Here is a 17,540-nt window from a genome sequence, read left to right as displayed (position 1 = left end):
TTATAAACCTGAGAACGGCATATGAAAAAGCTCTATATCAAAACCTTTGGCTGTCAAATGAACGAGTACGACTCGGGTAAGATGGCCGACCTATTGCATGCCGATGAAGGCATGGTCATGACCGATACACCAGAAGACGCCGATGTTGTTCTTCTCAATACTTGCTCTATTCGAGAAAAAGCGGAAGATAAGGTGTTCTCTGATTTAGGACGTTTACGCGAGCTTAAAAAAACGAAACCCAATTTATTAATTGGTGTTGGTGGTTGCGTAGCTAGTCAAGAGGGTCAGCAAATTGTGAGTCGTGCACCCTATGTTGATGTGGTCTTTGGGCCGCAAACATTGCACCGCTTATCAGATCTACTGGCACAACGCCGCAAGACTGGCATCTCTCAAGTAGATATTTCTTTTCCTGAAATTGAAAAGTTTGATCATCTTCCTGCATCACGCCAAACTCGTGGCTCTGCCTACGTATCCATTATGGAAGGCTGCTCCAAATACTGTAGCTACTGCGTAGTTCCCTACACGCGCGGCGAAGAAGTATCGAGACCATTTGATGATGTGCTTACCGAGGTTGCTGGACTGGCTAGCCAAGGCGTGAAAGAAATTGTTTTGCTTGGTCAAAATGTCAATGCCTACCTTGGGAAAATGGGTGGCACTGAAGAGATCGCGGACTTTGCTTTACTCATTGAATATATTGCCGACATTCCTGGGGTTGAGCGGATTCGTTTTACTACAAGCCACCCCAAAGAATTCACCCAACGCCTTATTGATGTCTATGCCAAAGTTCCCAAGCTGGTAAGTCATTTGCATCTACCAGTTCAACATGGATCTGACTCGGTACTGTCTGCCATGAAACGCGGCTATACCGCTCTGGAATATAAGAGCATTATTCGCAAGATGCGTGCTGTGCGGCCTAACCTGACTTTATCAAGCGATTTCATTGTGGGCTTTCCGGGTGAGACTGACGCAGACTTTGAGAAACTCTTAAAGATGGCACGAGAGCTCGAGTTTGACAACAGCTTTTGCTTCATCTTTAGCCCGCGTCCAGGAACACCAGCAGCAAATCTGGCTGATAACACTCCCTATGAAACTAAACTCAAGCGCCTTCAAACACTGTTGGCGCTAGTTGAAGAACAGGCAAATCAAATCAGTCAAAAAATGCTGGGTAATACTGAAAGGGTTTTGATTGAAGGTCTGGCCAAGGATGGCATCAACCTACAAGGTCGGGCTGAGAATAATCGTGTTGTGCATTTCGCGGTCCCTAATCAAGAAATTGAATCACTGATTGGACAAATGGTTGATATTCGGATTACCGAGGTTCTCAATTACACCCTCAGAGGCGAATTGGTTGAAGCCCATGCCAACTAAACTCACGATTGATATTCAGTATGCAAGTCCGACTATTGAAGCGGCCTTATCTAAAATTGCTTCGGCTGCATTAATCAAAAAATGGGCTAGGGCTGCCACTCACTATGATGGATTGTTGACACTTCGCTTTGTGAATGTAGCAGAGAGCAAAAAATTAAACTCTAATTTTCGTAAAAAAGATTACGCCACCAATGTATTAACTTTTCCGTATGAGTTTTCTAAAACTGCATTGGCAGCAGATATTATTTTTTGCCTACCTGTCATTCAAAAAGAAGCAAAAGAGCAAAACAAACCCCTCAAAGCCCATTTGGCTCACTTAACCGTGCACGGCTGCCTGCATGCGCAAGCTTACGATCATGAAAATCCAAAGGATGCCAAAAAGATGGAGGCGCTTGAGGTCAAAATCTTGCGTCAGCTGGGCTTTACAAACCCATATCTAGCCCAGTAAAAAATTATCCCCGCTACTTTTATTGATTTAACATATTTCTACGCTATTCTTGCAACATGCCTGACCCCAACAAATCCCTTTTAGATCGCTTGGCTGATTTTTTAACGCCGCAGCCAACGAGCCCTAACGAACGCCGTCAAGAATTAATTGCCACCTTACGTGAGGCGCAAATCGAGGGCTTAATTGATGCTGATGCGCTCTCTATGATTGAGGGTGTCTTTCAAGTTGGTCAGTTATGTGCACGCGATATCCTGGTGCCACGCGCCCAAATCGATTGGATTGATATCAACCTGCCTCTTGCGGATCTGATCAAAACTGTCATCGAAGCAGCACACTCCCGTTTTCCAGTATTTGAAGGTAGTCGCGATAACGTTATTGGCATCTTATTGGCCAAAGATTTACTGCGTCACGCAACAGAAAAAGATTTTCAGGTTCGGGACTGGTTACGTCCAGCAGTCTTTATTCCTGAATCAAAGCGTTTGAGCGTTTTATTGCGAGACTTTAAAGACAACCGCAATCATTTAGCTGTTGTGGTTGATGAATACAGTGGCATAGCCGGCATTATTACTATTGAAGATGTGCTTGAACAAATCGTCGGCGATATTGAAGATGAGCATGATATCGATGAAGAGGCTGACAATATCATCTCTCTAGATAATGGTGACATTCGGGTAAAAGGTATCACCGAACTGGAGCAATTCAATGAAGCACTCGGCACTCAATTTGCAGAAGAAGATATTGAAACCGTAGCCGGTCTTGTTGTTCAGCATCTAGGTCGCGTTCCAAAAATTGGTGAACTGATTGCTATTGATGGCATCGAGTTTGAAGTGCTACGCGCTGACCCGCGGCAAGTTCATATTTTGCTGGCACGCCAAACACCTAAAACTACTGATTGAGAATTACCTTGGTTGATCTGTATTCAGGTAAGACCCATCAAAAATTGAATGTAGTAGCACTCCTTGCGCTTTTTACATTAGGCTCTCTAATGGCTGTTGCCGCCGAGCTTCCCTATGGCGGTTGGATTCAGATCCCCCTTCTAAGCATTATTTGGTGGCGACTTAGCCTGCTAAAAGATTGCTCAACAACACAGTTTTTTTTCTCTAGCCTGATATTTGGGATTGGCTACTTTATTGTGGGGCTTTGGTGGCTGTACATTAGCCTGCACGATATCGGTGGCATGAATGCCCTGCTCTCCTGTGTAGCTGTTTTTTTGTTATCCGCCTATGTCTCCCTCTACTTCTCAATCGCCTGTTTATCGATTCGCATCTTTAAAAGCTCTTCGATATCTGGTTTATTTTTAGCTGCGAGCTGGGCAGTGGGTGAATATCTTCGCGGGGAAATTTTTACTGGATTTCCTTGGATGGGTTTTGCGGAAGCACAAGTAAATGGGCCATTTGCAACCATCGCTCCTTATTTTGGCGGTTTGGCTTGTACTTTTTTAGTGGTGTATGCATCCTGGCAAATCTTTCAACTGAATAAGCATCCACGTTATTGCATCTCGACGCTGGTACTCGTTTGCTTAATCACTATTGGCTCAAGCTTCTGGAGTTTTACCAAACCAATTGGCGAACCCCTCAAGATTGAACTGGTACAAGGTAATTTTCCACAAAGCATGTTCACCAACCCCGAGGGGGTTCTAAAGCAAATTCATTTTTATAGCAACGCCATGATGCAATCTCGCGCTGAGCTTGTGATCTCACCAGAAACTGCTTTTGCTTGGCCCACAACTAATCTTCCAGCTGGGCTTATAGAAAATCTTCAAAGTCTTTCTAATAACACTCAAACCAACTTACTCTTTGGCGTCATTGGGCGCCACACAAATCCAGATAATGGAAGAGAATTTTCTAACCGAGCTCTAGGTCTTTCTCCCGCTCAAGGCGCATATCAATACGACAAGAATCACCTAGTACCTTTTGGTGAATTTATTCCACCCGGTTTTCGTTGGTTCGTTAATGCTTTTAGTGTTCCCTTAAGTGATTTTGCAAGGGGTGGGGATGCGCAAGATAACTTCATCATCAGAAGACAGAAGGAAGACCCGCTCTATGCAGCGATCACGATTTGTTATGAGGATGTTTTTGGTGGCGAGCTTGCTAGTCGTATTCGGAACAATCCCCAACCAACGAATTTACTCATCAATTTAACGAACCTGGCTTGGTTTGGTAAATCACAAGCACCTACCCAACAATTACGACTCTCTCAATTACGCTCACTCGAAACCGGCCTACCGGCCCTTCGAGCTACCAATACTGGCATCAGCGCTGTGTTGGGCCCTGATGGCAAAGTTCTTGCAGAACTCCCTGAATTTACCCAAGTAAGCTTAAGTACGGAAGTTCAGGCCTATGAGGGTAAAACGCCTTATGTCTTTTGGGGCAATTTCCCAATTTTGAGCTTTTCTTGCCTCTTGTTGATCTGGGGCCTGATTCGTCATCGACGTTTTTAGTCATTTTTGACTGCATCCCCTGCTAGCCATGTAAAATCAATGGCTTAGCCAGGTTAATCATGCTTACTTTTCAGCAAATCATTCTCAAACTTCAGGATTATTGGGACCAACAAGGTTGCGCCCTATTGCAACCTATTGACCTCGAAGTCGGCGCAGGCACATCCCACACAGCAACTTTCCTGCGCGCCATTGGTCCAGAGCCTTGGAAAGCAGCTTATGTTCAGCCATCTCGGCGACCTAAGGATGGTCGGTATGGCGAGAATCCAAATCGCTTACAGCACTATTATCAATATCAAGTTGTTCTCAAGCCAGCCCCTGAAAATATTCTCGAGCTCTATCTGGGATCACTAGCGGCATTAGGACTTGATCTCAAAGAGAATGATGTCCGTTTTGTTGAAGATGATTGGGAAAATCCTACGCTTGGAGCATGGGGCCTAGGCTGGGAAGTATGGTTAAACGGTATGGAAGTAACTCAGTTCACTTATTTCCAACAAGTAGGTGGCTTGGATTGCAAACCTGTTCTGGGCGAAATTACTTATGGCATCGAACGCTTGGCGATGTACATTCAAAATTGCTCAAATGTTTATGACCTCGTTTGGGCAGATGGTATTTCTTATGGTGACGTGTATCACCAAAACGAAGTGGAGCAATCTTGCTATAACTTTGAACACTCCAATACTGATTTGCTATTTGCAAACTTTACAAATTATGAAGGCGAAGCAAAACGCTTGATGGAAGTGCCGCTCGCTCTTCCCGCTTATGAAATGGTTCTCAAGGCGGCACATACCTTTAATCTCCTCGATGCACGTGGCGCTATTTCAGTAACCGAACGTGCAGCCTATATCGGCCGTATCCGTAATCTTTCTCGCTCAGTCGCTCAAGCTTATTTTGAATCTCGTGAAAAACTCGGCTTCCCAATGTGTCAACGCCAGGCTAAGGCTTAGGCATCAAGATTGAAGTAATCTATTTATGAGTACAAGCAATTCACCTACACAGTCCGCTACTTTATTAATTGAAGTATTCACTGAAGAATTACCCCCTAAATCCTTGCGTCGCTTAGGCGATGCTTTTAGTGAGGGAATCTTTACAGTCTTAAAGACTTCTGGCTTAGCCACTGAGGCATCGAAGGTAGCTGGCTTTGCTACACCTCGTCGCCTAGCAGTTCAAATCAGCAATGTTCTTGATCAAGCGCCCGACTACCCCGTTCGTGAAAAACTATTGCCAACGAGCATTGCCTTTAATGCTCAAGGAAAAGCGACTCCGCCTTTACTAAAAAAATTAGGTGCACTTGGTTATGGTGATATTGATATTGCCACCCTTGAAAAAGCGGGTGAAGGTAAAAATGAAGCGCTTTATCTGAATGTGATCGCTAAAGGTGCTGCACTAGAACATACCGCGCAAACTGCGCTTGAGCAAACGCTGAATAAATTACCAATTGCCAAAATGATGCACTATCAAGTACTTCAGAAAAATGGTCAATTAGCAGATGTGCAATTTGCTCGTCCAGCCCATCGCATTATTGCTTTACATGGTAATCAGGTTCTCAAGATCAGCAGTCTGGGAATTGATGCTGGCAACCAAACTGAAGGGCATCGCTTCCTAGCGCCAGGTAATGTGACTATCGCTACTGCAGATCAATATGAAAATGATTTGCAAACTAAGGCTAAGGTAATTCCTAGCTTTAATCAACGCAGAGCTCAAATCGAGACAGCCCTTTTAAAGGCGGCTGGTGATGACTTAGTTTTAATGCCTGATAGCCTTCTAGATGAGGTGACCTCTCTGGTTGAATGGCCCGCTATTTATGAGTGTCACTTTGATCAAGAATTCTTGGAAGTTCCCCAAGAATGCTTAATTTTGACAATGCAAACCAATCAAAAGTATTTTGCATTGACTGACAAACAAGGTAAGTTGCGCAATCGCTTCTTAATTGTTTCCAATATTGAAACCACGAAGCCACAAGCCATCATCTCTGGTAACGAGCGCGTTGTGCGTCCGCGCCTTGCAGATGCACGCTTCTTCTTCAAGCAAGATCAAAAGCGCGCCTTAGCTACCCGTGTTGCTGATCTCGGCAAGGTGGTTTATCACAATCAATTGGGCAGTCAACTTGAGCGCGCTCGGCGTGTTCAGGCTCTTGCTACAGGTATTGCAAAAGAACTCAATGTCGATGAAAAGCTCGCAAGTCGTGCTGCAGAGATTGCAAAGACTGACTTACTCACTGATATGGTTGGTGAATTTCCAGAACTTCAAGGCATCATGGGTCGCTACTATGCAGTGCATGATGGCGAAAATCCTGAGGTTGCTGCCGCATGCAGCGAACACTATATGCCACGCTTTGCAGGTGATGCTCTGCCACAGACATTAACCGGAACTATTTTAGCTATTGCTGATAAGCTAGAAACGCTAGTTGGTATTTGGGGTATAGGGCTTGCGCCAACTGGTGATAAAGACCCATATGCATTACGTCGTCATGCTTTAGGTGTTTGCCGCTTACTACTAGAAAAGAATCTGTCTCTGAGTCTGCCAGCACTAATTGAATTAGCGCGTGCGCAATTTTCACCAAAAGATGTTCAAGAAAAAGCAAATGCTGCTGACATTTATGCATTCATCATCGATCGTCTGCGCGCTTACCTACGCGATCAATCGATTGCTGGCAAACCATTTACCAGCGCTGAAATCGATGCCGTTCTGAGCCAGGAGCCAGCACAAATTAATGATTTAATTCAACGCTTAACTGCTTTGCGTGAATTTAATGCCTTGGCTGAAGCTGCGCAACTTGCTGCTGCAAATAAACGGATTAGCAATATTCTGAAGAAAACAACTACTGCCATTCCTGCGGCATGCTCTACTAAGTTATTGCAAATTCCTGCAGAAACCAAGCTATATCAAGCCTTGGAAAGCATTACTCCCGCCCTCAGCGCCGCTTATGAAAAACGTCAATTTGTTGAATTATTAAGGGTACTTGTTGCCTTAAGTGCTCCTATTGATCAATTTTTTGCTGATGTGATGGTGATGGACCCTAATCCTGAGTTGCGTGATAACCGCCTAGCTCTCCTGCAACAACTCCACCAGAAAATGAATCTCGTTGCCGATCTCGGCAAATTAGCATGAGCATCAGCTCCTCTAAACTCATTATTCTCGATCGCGATGGCGTGATCAATGAAGATCGTGATGATTATGTTAAATCTGTTGATGAATGGATCCCTCTACCTAGAAGCCTAGAAGCAATAGCATTACTGAATCAAGCGGGCTATCAAATAGCAATCGCAACCAATCAGTCTGGCTTATCGAGAGGTTATTTCACGATTAATGAATTGCATGCGATGCACAACAAGCTGGATAAGCTTCTTCAGCCTTTAGGTGGGCATATCGATAGCATTTTCTTTTGCCCTCATATGGATTCACATGACTGTGATTGTCGCAAGCCCGCCCCAGGCCTGATGAAAGAAATTGCTTTGCGTTATAAAAAATCGGATAGTACTCAGCCACTCTTAGGTGTACCCATTGTGGGTGACTCATTACGAGATCTGCAAGCTGGCATCGCGCTGGGAGCCTCGCCCCATCTAGTATTGACTGGCAAAGGTCAAAAAACATTGGAAAAGGGCAACTTACCAGAGGGTACGCAGATTCATGCTGATCTCATGGCTTTCACAAACGCGCTGCTCGAAAGTAATGTGTAGAGAAAACATGGTCTATTTACGCTCTGCTCTCTTTGCTTTATTTCTACTGATCTTCACTCCAATTTGGTCAGTGCTATGCATGCTGGCATTTCCTTTTCTGAGCCCAGAAAATCGCTACAAATTCATTGGCATTTGGAACAAAGTCGTTATCTGGCTCTTGTGGCATCTTTGTGGCATCCGCTATGAAATTCGTGGCATGGAACACATGCGTGCAGTGCTTGATAAACCTGTCGTTATTCTGAGCAAACATCAGTCTGCTTATGAAACGATTGCCTATATTGCTCTCCTTCCAAAACAACTTTGCTTTGTCTTCAAACGAGAATTGCTTTGGATTCCCTTTTTTGGCTGGGCTCTAGCTTTGCTCAAGATGATTCACATTAATCGTGCAAACAAACAAACAGCAGCCCTCTCAGTTGCTAGCCAAGGTCGCAAACGTCTGGGTGAAGGTAAATGGATCATGCTATTTCCGGAGGGCACCAGAACACCTCGAGGATCAACTAAGCCCTATCGTAAGGGTGGTGCTCGCCTGGCGAGCGCTACGGGCGCATTAGTTATTCCAATTGCACACAATGCAGGTAATTTTTGGCCTAAGAACAGCCTTTTAAAGAAGCCTGGCACTGTGATCTTTTCGATTGGGCCAGCCATTTTTTCCGAAGGCAAGTCAGGAGAAGAATTACAACAAGAGGTTGAGGGTTGGATTGAATCCGAAATGCGGGTCATTGACCCCAGCGCTTATCAATAGAATATCAAGCAGCTAAAACTTTAGCCCACTCAATATAGCGCTCGACAGCAATATCCTGCGCTCTCGCTTTTAACTCAAGCTCGGTCAAACTTAATCTCTCTGCAAAAGCCTGCAAGTTAGTACGCAACATCTTTCTTCTCTGAGAAAAGGCTGCAGCAACTACCTGCTCTAAAGCGCTCCACTGAGTATTGCTCAAATGAAAGTCTTGGCGCGGAATCATGCGCACTACCGCAGAGTTTACTTTTGGCTGAGGATCAAAAGCTTCGGGGGGAACCTCTAAGACCAACTCCATATCGTAGCGAGCTTGGAGCATGACAGACAATCTACTGAAATCAGAACTGCCAGCCTTTGCCACCATTCTTTCAACAACCTCGGCTTGCAACATAAATACTTGTTCATCAATTTCAGAGGCAGCAGCAACAAGATGAAATAATAATGGTGAAGAGATGTTGTAAGGCAAATTACCAACTACCTTACAAAACCCTTTTTTCTCAGAACGACTCTTTGCCCAATCCAGAAAATCAAACTTGAGAGCATCACCTTCAATGACTGTTAAGCCATTGAGATTTTTTTGATTCCAGTAGGCGACTAAGTCACGGTCAATTTCCAGAAGATCAAGCTCATCAAGATTTCTCAGCAAGGGAATTGTCAAGGCACCAAGCCCAGGACCAATCTCAATCACATGCATATCTGGGCCAGGATTAATTAAAGCAACGATGGAATAAATAATTCCATCATCTTGCAAAAAATTCTGACCAAAACGTTTACGTGCGCGATGCATTCCCTAGCTTAGCTTTCTTTGGCTCAGAGCGAGCGCATAAGCCAAACGAAGAGCCTCTAACATGCTACTGGAATCAGCAATTCCTTTTCCAGCAATATCCAAAGCAGTTCCATGATCTACTGATGTTCTGATAATCGGCAAGCCCAAAGTCACATTCACCCCACCACCAAAAGTGACAAACTTAAACGGGGCTAGCCCTTGATCGTGATACATCGCTATAAACGCATCAACATACTCGAGCGCAGAAGTATCAAACATAGTATCTCCAGGATACGGTCCAGAAACATCAATGCCTTGCTGCTTAGCAGATTCAATTGCTGGTGCAATCATCTCAATTTCTTCACGGCCTAAATAACCAGACTCACCAGCATGCGGATTTAAGCCAGCAACGCGAATCACCGGCTTGGCGATGCCAAATTTTTCACGCAAATCTGCGTTTACTATTTGAATCGTTTCAAGCAAGAGCTCATAACTTAAAGAGGTTGAGACGTCCCTCAGGGGAAGATGAGTGCTTGCCAAAGCAACTCTTAAATCTCTCTGCGATTTAATTCTCAAGAAACCAGCAGGCAACGGAGCACATAACATCATGACAACATGCTGTGTGTTGCAGCGCTGGGCCAAATATTCGGTATGTCCAGTAAAAGGAATACCAGCATTATTGATTAAGCTCTTTTGAACTGGGGCCGTAACCATCGCATCGAAATCGCCATGCAGACAAGCATCGCTAGCACGATCCAGAAGATTCAGGACGTATCGTGCATTGGCAGGATTTAATACGCCAGGGATACTAGGTGCGCCCAGTGAAATTGACTCAATCTTCAAATACTCAGGAGTGTTCAGACTTTTGCCTGAAGAATCTTTAAATAAACTTGCATCACCCAATAAAGTAATCTGGACATTAGGCTGTTCAGTCAAAAAATCTTTTGCTGCGGCCAGCGAAACTTCTGGTCCGATACCAGCAGGATCACCAGTAGTGATTACTAATTTAACGAAGTGCGGCGTCGGCTGCATCTTCTGCATTCAAGATTTTGACGGTTGCTGTATCGCGCAATTCACGAATCCAATCCTGATAAGCTTGTTCGAATTTTCTTTCACGGATAGCTGCACGCGCAAATTCTCGCTGCTTTTCTACTGTTAATTGTGCCTCGCGACGCTCTAATACCTGAATCAAGTGCCAACCAAACTCAGACTTCACTGGATTACTTATCTCACCAATTTGAAGTCGATTCATTGCCTGCTCAAATTCAGGAACTAAATCTCCGGGACCCATCCAACCCAAATTACCGCCATTTGCAGCCGAGCCATCTTCAGAGTATTTTTTAGCAAGCTCAACAAAATCAGCAGTTTTGGCGCGTACTTGATCACGATAGCCTTGCAAGCGTCTCTCTGCGTCTTGATCCGTTAATCCCGCTCTATTTTTCAACAAAATATGACGGGACATCGTTTGGGTAATCGGAATATTTTGGGGTGTTGTCGGTACAGACTCTTGGGACCCGGATTGCTGAGCGGGGGCTACGCCTATTGCGCGGCGATCCAAAACCTTGAGGATGTGATATCCCGCTGGACTCTTCACTACCGCATTAGCAACTTGTCCGCCACCAGTATTTCGAATAGCCTCATAAAAAAGTTGAGGCAAACGATCAGGACTGCGGTAACCCAAATCTTGAAATTTGATTTTAGGGTTGGCTTTTGCAGCGGCGGCACCAAGTTGTAAAAAATCCATATCACCTTTTGCATCGCGCAGTAAGGCCTCAGCCTGCTTCTTTGCTTCAGCTTGAATGCTCACACTTGCACCTGCATCTACTGCAATAAAAATCTGCGCAACATCAATTTCTTCGGGCCCACCTTTTGCGGGTGATGCAGGACGTTGATCGCCACCACCAGCCATAGCGCGCATACGCTCTGTGATGAAATTATCTATCTCTGCATCTGAAATCTTAATCTTAGCCTCTACTGCTCGCTCGCGATAACGGCTCAAGATAATATCTTCACGCAAAGTCTGTTTATAGCGCTCAAACGTCATCCCTGTACCTATGACCCTGGCTTTGAACTCGGCATAACTCAATTTATTTTTATCAGCAATATCGCCAATAATTTTTTCTAGCTCTTTGTTGGTAACCATAATGCCTTCTTGCTCGGCATTCTGTAGTTGAATTTTTTCGATAATCAGGCGCTCTAATACCAATTTTCTTAAGTTATCAGCATCAGGCAACTTCACCCCCTGTTTCTGAAGAGCTATGATGCGGTCATCGATTTCTTTTCGGGTTACATAACCCGTATTCACCACAGCAGCAACGCCATCGATATTGCGAATTTTTCTATCTGTTGTATTGCCAGTCTTCGAAGAGTCTTGAGAGTAGACAACGCCCGCAAAAGATGTGGTACCCAATACTAGGATGACGGACAAAATCTGTTTCAAAAGGTTCCTACTAAGCATTATTGATAGTTCTCATATATTGAGGGTGGAATTGGTTTTGAAGTAGGCATATATCCAGGTACATTTAACCTCATGATATCAACTGGACTACTGCCTGCGCTAGCAAAGCCCCTAAATTCTATTTGGAAGAGTATTTGGGTAGTGGTTATTTGAGAGGTATTGAGTATTTGTGAGTAGACGCTACGGAATGTCCAGCAATCTCTTGTCCACTCAAGGCCCAACAAGGTATTCAATGTTTTAGTGGTTAAGGCATCATAACCCCACCGACCTAATACAGAGACTTCGCGCGAGAGTGGCCATTGTCCTGAGATGTTGTACTGATCAGTAGTGGTTGCAGATGGAGTAAAGGATTGATTATTTTGCACCGATGCTTGTACTGGTGGTGACCAGACATTTCGATAGCCAAAATTCAGGCTTCTACCAGGAGTAGGTCTCCAGCTTCCGCCCACTGTAGTTTGCACAAAGCGATTAAGCTGGGTGTTGTACTGACCAAACATATCAGCACTGAAGTTTCCAAGTAATCGCACTGAGGCAGAACCCAAAGTATCGGAATAGGTTGAGGGATTCACAATGTTGCCGTTTAAGCCTACTTTCTGGCCAGTAAATTGTTGTTGTTGTGCCAGAGTTACGCTGGCTCGCTCGGCGCCCGTATTGGCTTCAATCATTCTGCTAGTCATACCCAGGGTTGCCGCATTTCTGTCAGCAATGCGATCGTTACCAATGAATGTATTTTCAGCAAAAATTTGAGACACGCCAAAGCCAGCATCGGCCGTATCAAAAATTGGTGTTTGCGCTTGACTTTGATATGGCGTGTAAACATAAAAAGCTCTTGGCTCCATTGTCAGCAACATATCGCGCCCAAAAAATCCTTTCAGCTCAGCTGCATCTCTCTCAAATGCCATTCCAGAGTCCAGGCTAAATGTAGGGATAGTGAAACCTTGAACTGGAGCCAATCCAACAGTATTGAATGGAGTTGCGTTATAGCTATTTGATTGGAAGCTCACCTTTGGCGTAAGGTAATAACCGGGCGTCACTTGGGGCAAAGCCATTGCACCCTTTACTACCGTTCTATCGGCCTGGCTATAGACGCCTGGTGCAGTAGCAGCTAGGTGTCCCTGAATGTTGTACGCAAAGCGAGTGAAGTCCGTAGAAAATGAAGTTGCAGGGCCAGTAGGCAAAGTTACATACTTACCGCTTACGTCTGAAGCTGTCGGAGTTAAACGATTATTATAAGTAGCAGTAACATTTGGCAACACGTTATAAGGCGACTGAACAGTGACAGCAGGATCAGGCTGAAGAGTTTGAAATGTCAATGCTCTAGCGGATACATTCCAATTACTTAAACTACCAGTAAGGCCCTTTGTTGTTCCAACTTCTTGGCGGAATTGATTGGTTACAACCCCTGCTAGACTTTGTGAAAATTGCGTAGGATATAAATTATCTGAAACTCTAGCCATATTCGCATAGCCTGTCCACGAACCAGGCAATGGCACACCACCCGGCCCAACTCCTCCGGTAAATGCTTGTCGTTGCTGCCAGTCATATTTCCATCGATCAGTACCAGTCTGCTTGTCGTATGGCAAGAACTCGCCACCAAGGGTCCCGGCATATTTTGTATCTAAGAAACGGTATTGCGCACCTAACATGACGCCCCGTTGATTCATATAACGAGGCAATAAAAGTAAATCACGGTTTGGTGCAATATTGACGTAATAAGGCTGGGTAATGTCTAAACCATTGTTCGAGTTATAGCCAGCAACTGGAGCAAGCAGTCCTGAACGACGTTGCCCGCCTGTCGGAGCCGTGAAGTAAGGAATATAGGCAATCGGTACATCAAAGAATCGCATCACTCCATGTGTGCCAACCATTTCTTTTTGCTCGTTATCGATTTCTAAACTGCCGACCGTGAAATACCAATCCATATTTTCTGGAGTACAAGTGGTGTAGGTTGCTTTATCGAAAACAAAAATATCAGGCCCTGCAATCGTTAATTTTTTTGCCTTTCCACTCCCCCTGTTATCTCGGAGCTCATAGCTAGGAGCCTGCATCGCGCCTTCACGTGCATCAACTTTAAATTGTCCTTGGGGGCCCTTAAAGACAACATTTCCTTTGGAAAGTTCTGCGTTACCAATTAAATCGGCGATATCAGTATCGGGGTCATAAGTAATTTCATCAGCCTTCAGAACTGCGCCATTGCGACGAATTTGCGCACGGCCCTTTAAATGCATATCGCGATCGACTACACCATCGATTACATCGCTAGAAGTGAATGTCAGGGCTTTGCCATCTTCAATTGGCCGGCCTACGCGCAACTGATCATCCAACTTCAATACGGTCACATTGCCACGATCGGGCAAAAGTACTGTGTTTGTAGAAGTTTGTGAGGACGGGGGTAATGGCGCAGGAGCCTGCGCCCGAATCGGCAACGCGAATTGAAGCAATATCACCCCCATGATTACGCGCGGGGTCATAGCTAAAAAAAGAGGGGCGCAAAGGCCGGCGCGACGGCGATAATGACTCATGGATCCAGACCAGCCTTATTATACGAATCGACCATGACTGACTCTCGCTTAAACACCCTCCGCAACTGGCTAAAAGCCCTGCAGCCTAGCTGGCAATTAGATCTCGCCACTTTGGCCCCAGCCTCGGCAGATGCTAGCTTTAGACGCTATTTCCGTATTGAGTCTCAAAAGCCCAATTTCGAGACCTTAATCGTGATGGATGCACCTCCAGAGCATGAACCTTTAGACGCATTTATTCGAGTGGATTTATTGCTCTCTAATGCCGGGTTAAACGTCCCAAAAATACTTGAACAAAATACTGCAGAAGGCTTTCTTTTATTGAATGATTTGGGCACTAAAACTTTTCTTTCAGGACTTAATAGCGAAACTGCAGATCACCTTTATGCAGATGCAACTCATGCTTTAGTGCAAATGCAATTAGCTAGCAAGCCAGATGTACTTCCGCAGTATGATCAAGCCCTCTTGCAACGAGAATTAGATTTATTTCCTGAATGGTATTTGAAGAAACATCTCAAGATTCAATTAAGCGATCTACAACAAACTCAACTCAAACAATCTTTTGACTTCATTATTGAAAATAATCTAGCCCAAGCAACAGTCTATGTTCATCGCGATTACCACTCGCGCAATTTAATGGTGACTGCAATAAATAATCCAGGCGTGATCGATTTTCAAGACGCTGTTTATGGGCCGATTACTTACGATGCCGCTTCTTTATGGCGAGATGCATACATAGCATGGCCTGAAGAGCGTGTGATTGACTGGGTTATTAAATTCTGGGAAGCGGGTCGTAAAGCTAAACTTCCAATGCCGGGTGATTTTGGTCAGTTCTATCGAGATTTTGAGTGGATGGGTTTGCAACGTCACCTGAAAGTTCTGGGTATTTTTGCAAGGCTCTTTCATCGTGATGGCAAGGACGGATACCTTAAAGATATTCCTCTAGTACTAGAATATGCAATCGCCACTGCTAATCGCTATATCGAACTAAAACCATTAGCGCGTATTTTGGAGTCCACCCGCCAAATCAAGAATAATTAGCAAACACGAATGAACAAGAACCGCTCTCTTCCTTGCTTTCTTCTTGCCGCTGGTAGAGGCGAGCGGATGCGACCCCTGACTGATAGTCTGCCAAAGCCTTTACTGACGATTCAAAACAAATCATTACTAGCTTGGCATCTTGAAGCTCTTGCTAAGTCAGGCATTGAAAATGTTGTCATTAATCATGCATGGCTTGGTGAACAAATCGAAGAGAGTCTAAAAGATGGTCGACAGTTTGGTCTCAGTATTCAATACTCACCCGAAGGTAACGCCCTAGAAACTGCGGGCGGCATTCGCAAGGCACTTCCCTTGCTTTTGCCAGAGGATTATTTTTTGGTGATTAACGGTGATGTATTTAGCCCTAATCTACCTGTCCAGTCACTTTTAGAGGCAGTCTCAAGCCTTCGCAGCCAGCCCAATCAATTGTTGGCACACCTGCTCATGGTTCCAAATCCAGTTCAGCACCCAGACGGGGACTTCTATCTTAAGGATGGAAAGGTTAGCGCTAAGCCCTCAGAAGGTGCAGAGAGGCTCACTTTTTCAGGGATCGGCATCTACCATCAGGACCTCTTCAAAGCATTAGAAATCGGATTTCCGGCAAAGCTAGCACCGCTACTGAGGGAGGCAATGGAGCAAAATAAAGTGTCTGGTGAAAAATATATCGGTCCATGGCACGATGTAGGGACTCCACAACGTTTACAAGAGCTCAACGCAGCTTATGAATAACAAAATTTATCAAGAACGCAGAAATGCGCTAGCAAAACAAATTCACGCTAAAACTGGTAGCGGTGTTGCAGTCATTTCGACTGCGCCTGAAGTCGCCCGTAATCGCGATAGCGAATTTCCTTATCGTCATGACAGCGATTTTTTTTACTTAACTGGCTTTGAAGAACCAGGCGCAACTTTAGTGATGGTAGTAAAAGCTAGTGGCAAAGACTATGAAGTGCAATCCCATTTATTTTGTAGACCGAAAGATCCCGAGCGAGAAATTTGGGATGGGATCCGCCTCGGACCTGAAGCTGCACCAACAGTACTTGGTGTTGAATACGCGTACAGTAATCAAGAGCTTGATCGCAAACTTGGTGAGTTATTGGCTGATCAAGATGCGGTTTATATCCGCCTAGCAGAAAGTGCAGAAGCAGATCGTCGCCTACGTCATTGGATGAAGCAAGTTCGTGGCCAAGCACGCTCTGGCATTAACCCACCTTCTGAATTTCATGATGTAGAGGCATTTATCCATGAGATGCGCTTATTCAAGGATGCGCAGGAAATTGATACGATGCGCCGTGCTGCAGCCATCTCTGCCTGCGCTCATATTCGAGCGATGCAAGTGTGCAAACCCGGAATACGTGAGTATCAGCTTGAGGCCGAATTGCTTCATGAGTTTCGTAATAGCGGTGCTCAGAGTGTTGCCTACAATAGCATCGTAGCTGGAGGTGCAAACTCATGCATCCTGCACTACCGCGCTGGATCAAGCGAATTACGCAGCGGCGACCTCTGCTTAATTGATGCTGGGTGTGAGCTTGATGGATACGCATCTGACATCACCCGTACTTTTCCAGTCAATGGAAAGTTTTCTGGTCCTCAGCGCGCACTTTATGACATTACACTCGTCGCACAAGAAGCAGCAATTGCCGTAGCTAAGCCAGGCAATACTTTTATGCAACCCCACGAAGCTGCTCTCAAAGTACTGACCCAGGGCTTGCTGGATGAAAAACTTCTCAAACTATCCGAGTTAGGCTCATTGGAGAATGCAATCGAGACTGGTGCCTATCGACGATTTTATATGCACCGTACTTCACACTGGCTAGGTATGGATGTTCATGATGTAGGCTCATATCGTGAACCAACTGAAGGCTCCTCTAAAGAAGATAAGCCTTGGCGCTCCCTCAAAGACGGCATGGTTATTACGATTGAACCAGGTTTATACATAAGACCTGCGGATGATATCGATGAAGCCTTCTGGAATATTGGCATTCGCATTGAAGATGATGCAGTCATTAATAGTTCTGGCTGTGAATTAATCTCTCGCGGGGTAGCAGTGAAGGCTGATGAAATTGAAGCCCTGATGAAGAATGCTTAAACAT

At 44.9% G+C, this 17,540-nt stretch carries 15 protein-coding genes; 11 read left to right on the top strand and 4 right to left on the bottom strand.

All coding sequences use genetic code 11. The features are described 5' to 3' along the window. The first annotated feature begins 21 nt into the window (after positions 1-21). The 8 genes from miaB (at position 22) to ICN17_RS04135 (ending at position 8,675) form a co-directional block, all read left to right on the top strand. Entirely contained in the window at positions 22-1,368 is a 1,347-nt protein-coding gene (miaB, locus tag ICN17_RS04170; RefSeq protein WP_216236258.1) for a tRNA (N6-isopentenyl adenosine(37)-C2)-methylthiotransferase MiaB, read from the top strand. Then, positions 1,358-1,816 (top strand): rRNA maturation RNase YbeY, encoded by a 459-nt coding sequence (ybeY, locus tag ICN17_RS04165; protein WP_216236257.1) that lies wholly within the window; start codon positions 1,358-1,360, stop codon positions 1,814-1,816. Before miaB ends, ybeY begins: the two co-directional genes overlap by 11 nt. A gap of 56 nt (positions 1,817-1,872) precedes the next feature. Next, complete coding sequence (locus ICN17_RS04160; RefSeq protein WP_216236256.1) at positions 1,873-2,712, top strand: HlyC/CorC family transporter; 840 nt, start codon at positions 1,873-1,875, stop codon at positions 2,710-2,712. 89 nt (positions 2,713-2,801) lie between these two features. Then, positions 2,802-4,256, top strand: a complete 1,455-nt coding sequence (lnt, locus tag ICN17_RS04155; protein WP_216236255.1) for an apolipoprotein N-acyltransferase — start codon at positions 2,802-2,804, stop codon at positions 4,254-4,256. A 59-nt stretch (positions 4,257-4,315) separates the two neighbouring features. Further along, complete coding sequence (gene glyQ, locus ICN17_RS04150) at positions 4,316-5,200, top strand: glycine--tRNA ligase subunit alpha (protein WP_216236254.1); 885 nt, start codon at positions 4,316-4,318, stop codon at positions 5,198-5,200. A gap of 25 nt (positions 5,201-5,225) precedes the next feature. Continuing rightward, positions 5,226-7,364 (top strand): glycine--tRNA ligase subunit beta, encoded by a 2,139-nt coding sequence (gene glyS / locus ICN17_RS04145; RefSeq protein ID WP_216236253.1) that lies wholly within the window; start codon positions 5,226-5,228, stop codon positions 7,362-7,364. Beyond that, positions 7,361-7,933, top strand: coding sequence for a D-glycero-beta-D-manno-heptose 1,7-bisphosphate 7-phosphatase (gene gmhB, locus ICN17_RS04140; RefSeq protein ID WP_216236252.1), 573 nt, complete (start codon positions 7,361-7,363; stop codon positions 7,931-7,933). Before glyS ends, gmhB begins: the two co-directional genes overlap by 4 nt. Positions 7,934-7,940: 7 nt before the next feature. After that, positions 7,941-8,675 (top strand): 1-acyl-sn-glycerol-3-phosphate acyltransferase, encoded by a 735-nt coding sequence (locus tag ICN17_RS04135; RefSeq protein WP_216236664.1) that lies wholly within the window; start codon positions 7,941-7,943, stop codon positions 8,673-8,675. Positions 8,676-8,679: 4 nt separating this feature from the next. Here the strand turns inward: ICN17_RS04135 and rsmA are convergent, their stop codons facing one another. Genes rsmA through ICN17_RS04115 form a run of 4 tightly spaced genes read right to left on the bottom strand, consistent with a single transcriptional unit; the run spans position 8,680 to position 14,415 of the window. Further along, complete coding sequence (rsmA, locus tag ICN17_RS04130) at positions 8,680-9,456, bottom strand: 16S rRNA (adenine(1518)-N(6)/adenine(1519)-N(6))-dimethyltransferase RsmA (protein ID WP_216236251.1); 777 nt, start codon at positions 9,454-9,456, stop codon at positions 8,680-8,682. Between the two features lie 3 nt (positions 9,457-9,459). Then, positions 9,460-10,467 (bottom strand): 4-hydroxythreonine-4-phosphate dehydrogenase PdxA, encoded by a 1,008-nt coding sequence (pdxA, locus tag ICN17_RS04125; RefSeq protein ID WP_216236250.1) that lies wholly within the window; start codon positions 10,465-10,467, stop codon positions 9,460-9,462. After that, positions 10,442-11,875 carry a peptidylprolyl isomerase gene (locus ICN17_RS04120; protein ID WP_255538280.1) on the bottom strand — a complete coding sequence of 478 codons (1,434 nt, stop codon included), beginning with the start codon at positions 11,873-11,875 and terminating at the stop codon, positions 10,442-10,444. The genes pdxA and ICN17_RS04120 overlap by 26 nt, the downstream gene beginning before the upstream one ends. A gap of 17 nt (positions 11,876-11,892) precedes the next feature. Then, complete coding sequence (locus tag ICN17_RS04115; RefSeq protein ID WP_216236248.1) at positions 11,893-14,415, bottom strand: LPS-assembly protein LptD; 2,523 nt, start codon at positions 14,413-14,415, stop codon at positions 11,893-11,895. A 33-nt stretch (positions 14,416-14,448) separates the two neighbouring features. On the opposite strand from ICN17_RS04115, the gene ICN17_RS04110 reads away from it, so the two are divergent. From ICN17_RS04110 to pepP, 3 genes are read left to right on the top strand one after another with little or no spacing between them, the layout of a single operon-like run. Then, positions 14,449-15,453 carry an aminoglycoside phosphotransferase family protein gene (locus ICN17_RS04110; RefSeq protein WP_216236247.1) on the top strand — a complete coding sequence of 335 codons (1,005 nt, stop codon included), beginning with the start codon at positions 14,449-14,451 and terminating at the stop codon, positions 15,451-15,453. Positions 15,454-15,462: 9 nt separating this feature from the next. Continuing rightward, positions 15,463-16,179 (top strand): N-acetylmuramate alpha-1-phosphate uridylyltransferase MurU, encoded by a 717-nt coding sequence (murU, locus tag ICN17_RS04105; RefSeq protein ID WP_216236246.1) that lies wholly within the window; start codon positions 15,463-15,465, stop codon positions 16,177-16,179. Continuing rightward, complete coding sequence (pepP, locus tag ICN17_RS04100) at positions 16,172-17,536, top strand: Xaa-Pro aminopeptidase (protein ID WP_216236245.1); 1,365 nt, start codon at positions 16,172-16,174, stop codon at positions 17,534-17,536. Before murU ends, pepP begins: the two co-directional genes overlap by 8 nt. The last annotated feature ends 4 nt before the right edge of the window (positions 17,537-17,540 follow it).

Origin of the sequence: Polynucleobacter sp. 73C-SIWE, from assembly GCF_018882465.1 — a bacterium.
GTDB lineage: Bacteria > Pseudomonadota > Gammaproteobacteria > Burkholderiales > Burkholderiaceae > Polynucleobacter.
The sequence above is the reverse complement of the archived record's forward strand: the minus strand, read 5'-3'. Positions and strand labels throughout refer to the sequence as shown.

Bases quoted from the DNA above. Each gene is read 5' to 3' on its own strand.
- miaB (WP_216236258.1), top strand. From the start codon at position 22: ATGAAAAAGCTCTATATCAAAACCTTTGGCTGTCAAATGAACGAGTAC.
- ybeY (WP_216236257.1), top strand. From the start codon at position 1,358: ATGCCAACTAAACTCACGATTGATATTCAGTATGCAAGTCCGACTATT.
- ICN17_RS04160 (WP_216236256.1), top strand. From the start codon at position 1,873: ATGCCTGACCCCAACAAATCCCTTTTAGATCGCTTGGCTGATTTTTTA.
- lnt (WP_216236255.1), top strand. From the start codon at position 2,802: ATGGCTGTTGCCGCCGAGCTTCCCTATGGCGGTTGGATTCAGATCCCC.
- glyQ (WP_216236254.1), top strand. From the start codon at position 4,316: ATGCTTACTTTTCAGCAAATCATTCTCAAACTTCAGGATTATTGGGAC.
- glyS (WP_216236253.1), top strand. From the start codon at position 5,226: ATGAGTACAAGCAATTCACCTACACAGTCCGCTACTTTATTAATTGAA.
- gmhB (WP_216236252.1), top strand. From the start codon at position 7,361: ATGAGCATCAGCTCCTCTAAACTCATTATTCTCGATCGCGATGGCGTG.
- ICN17_RS04135 (WP_216236664.1), top strand. From the start codon at position 7,941: ATGGTCTATTTACGCTCTGCTCTCTTTGCTTTATTTCTACTGATCTTC.
- rsmA (WP_216236251.1), bottom strand. From the start codon at position 9,456: ATGCATCGCGCACGTAAACGTTTTGGTCAGAATTTTTTGCAAGATGAT.
- pdxA (WP_216236250.1), bottom strand. From the start codon at position 10,467: ATGCAGCCGACGCCGCACTTCGTTAAATTAGTAATCACTACTGGTGAT.
- ICN17_RS04115 (WP_216236248.1), bottom strand. From the start codon at position 14,415: ATGAGTCATTATCGCCGTCGCGCCGGCCTTTGCGCCCCTCTTTTTTTA.
- ICN17_RS04110 (WP_216236247.1), top strand. From the start codon at position 14,449: ATGACTGACTCTCGCTTAAACACCCTCCGCAACTGGCTAAAAGCCCTG.
- murU (WP_216236246.1), top strand. From the start codon at position 15,463: ATGAACAAGAACCGCTCTCTTCCTTGCTTTCTTCTTGCCGCTGGTAGA.
- pepP (WP_216236245.1), top strand. From the start codon at position 16,172: ATGAATAACAAAATTTATCAAGAACGCAGAAATGCGCTAGCAAAACAA.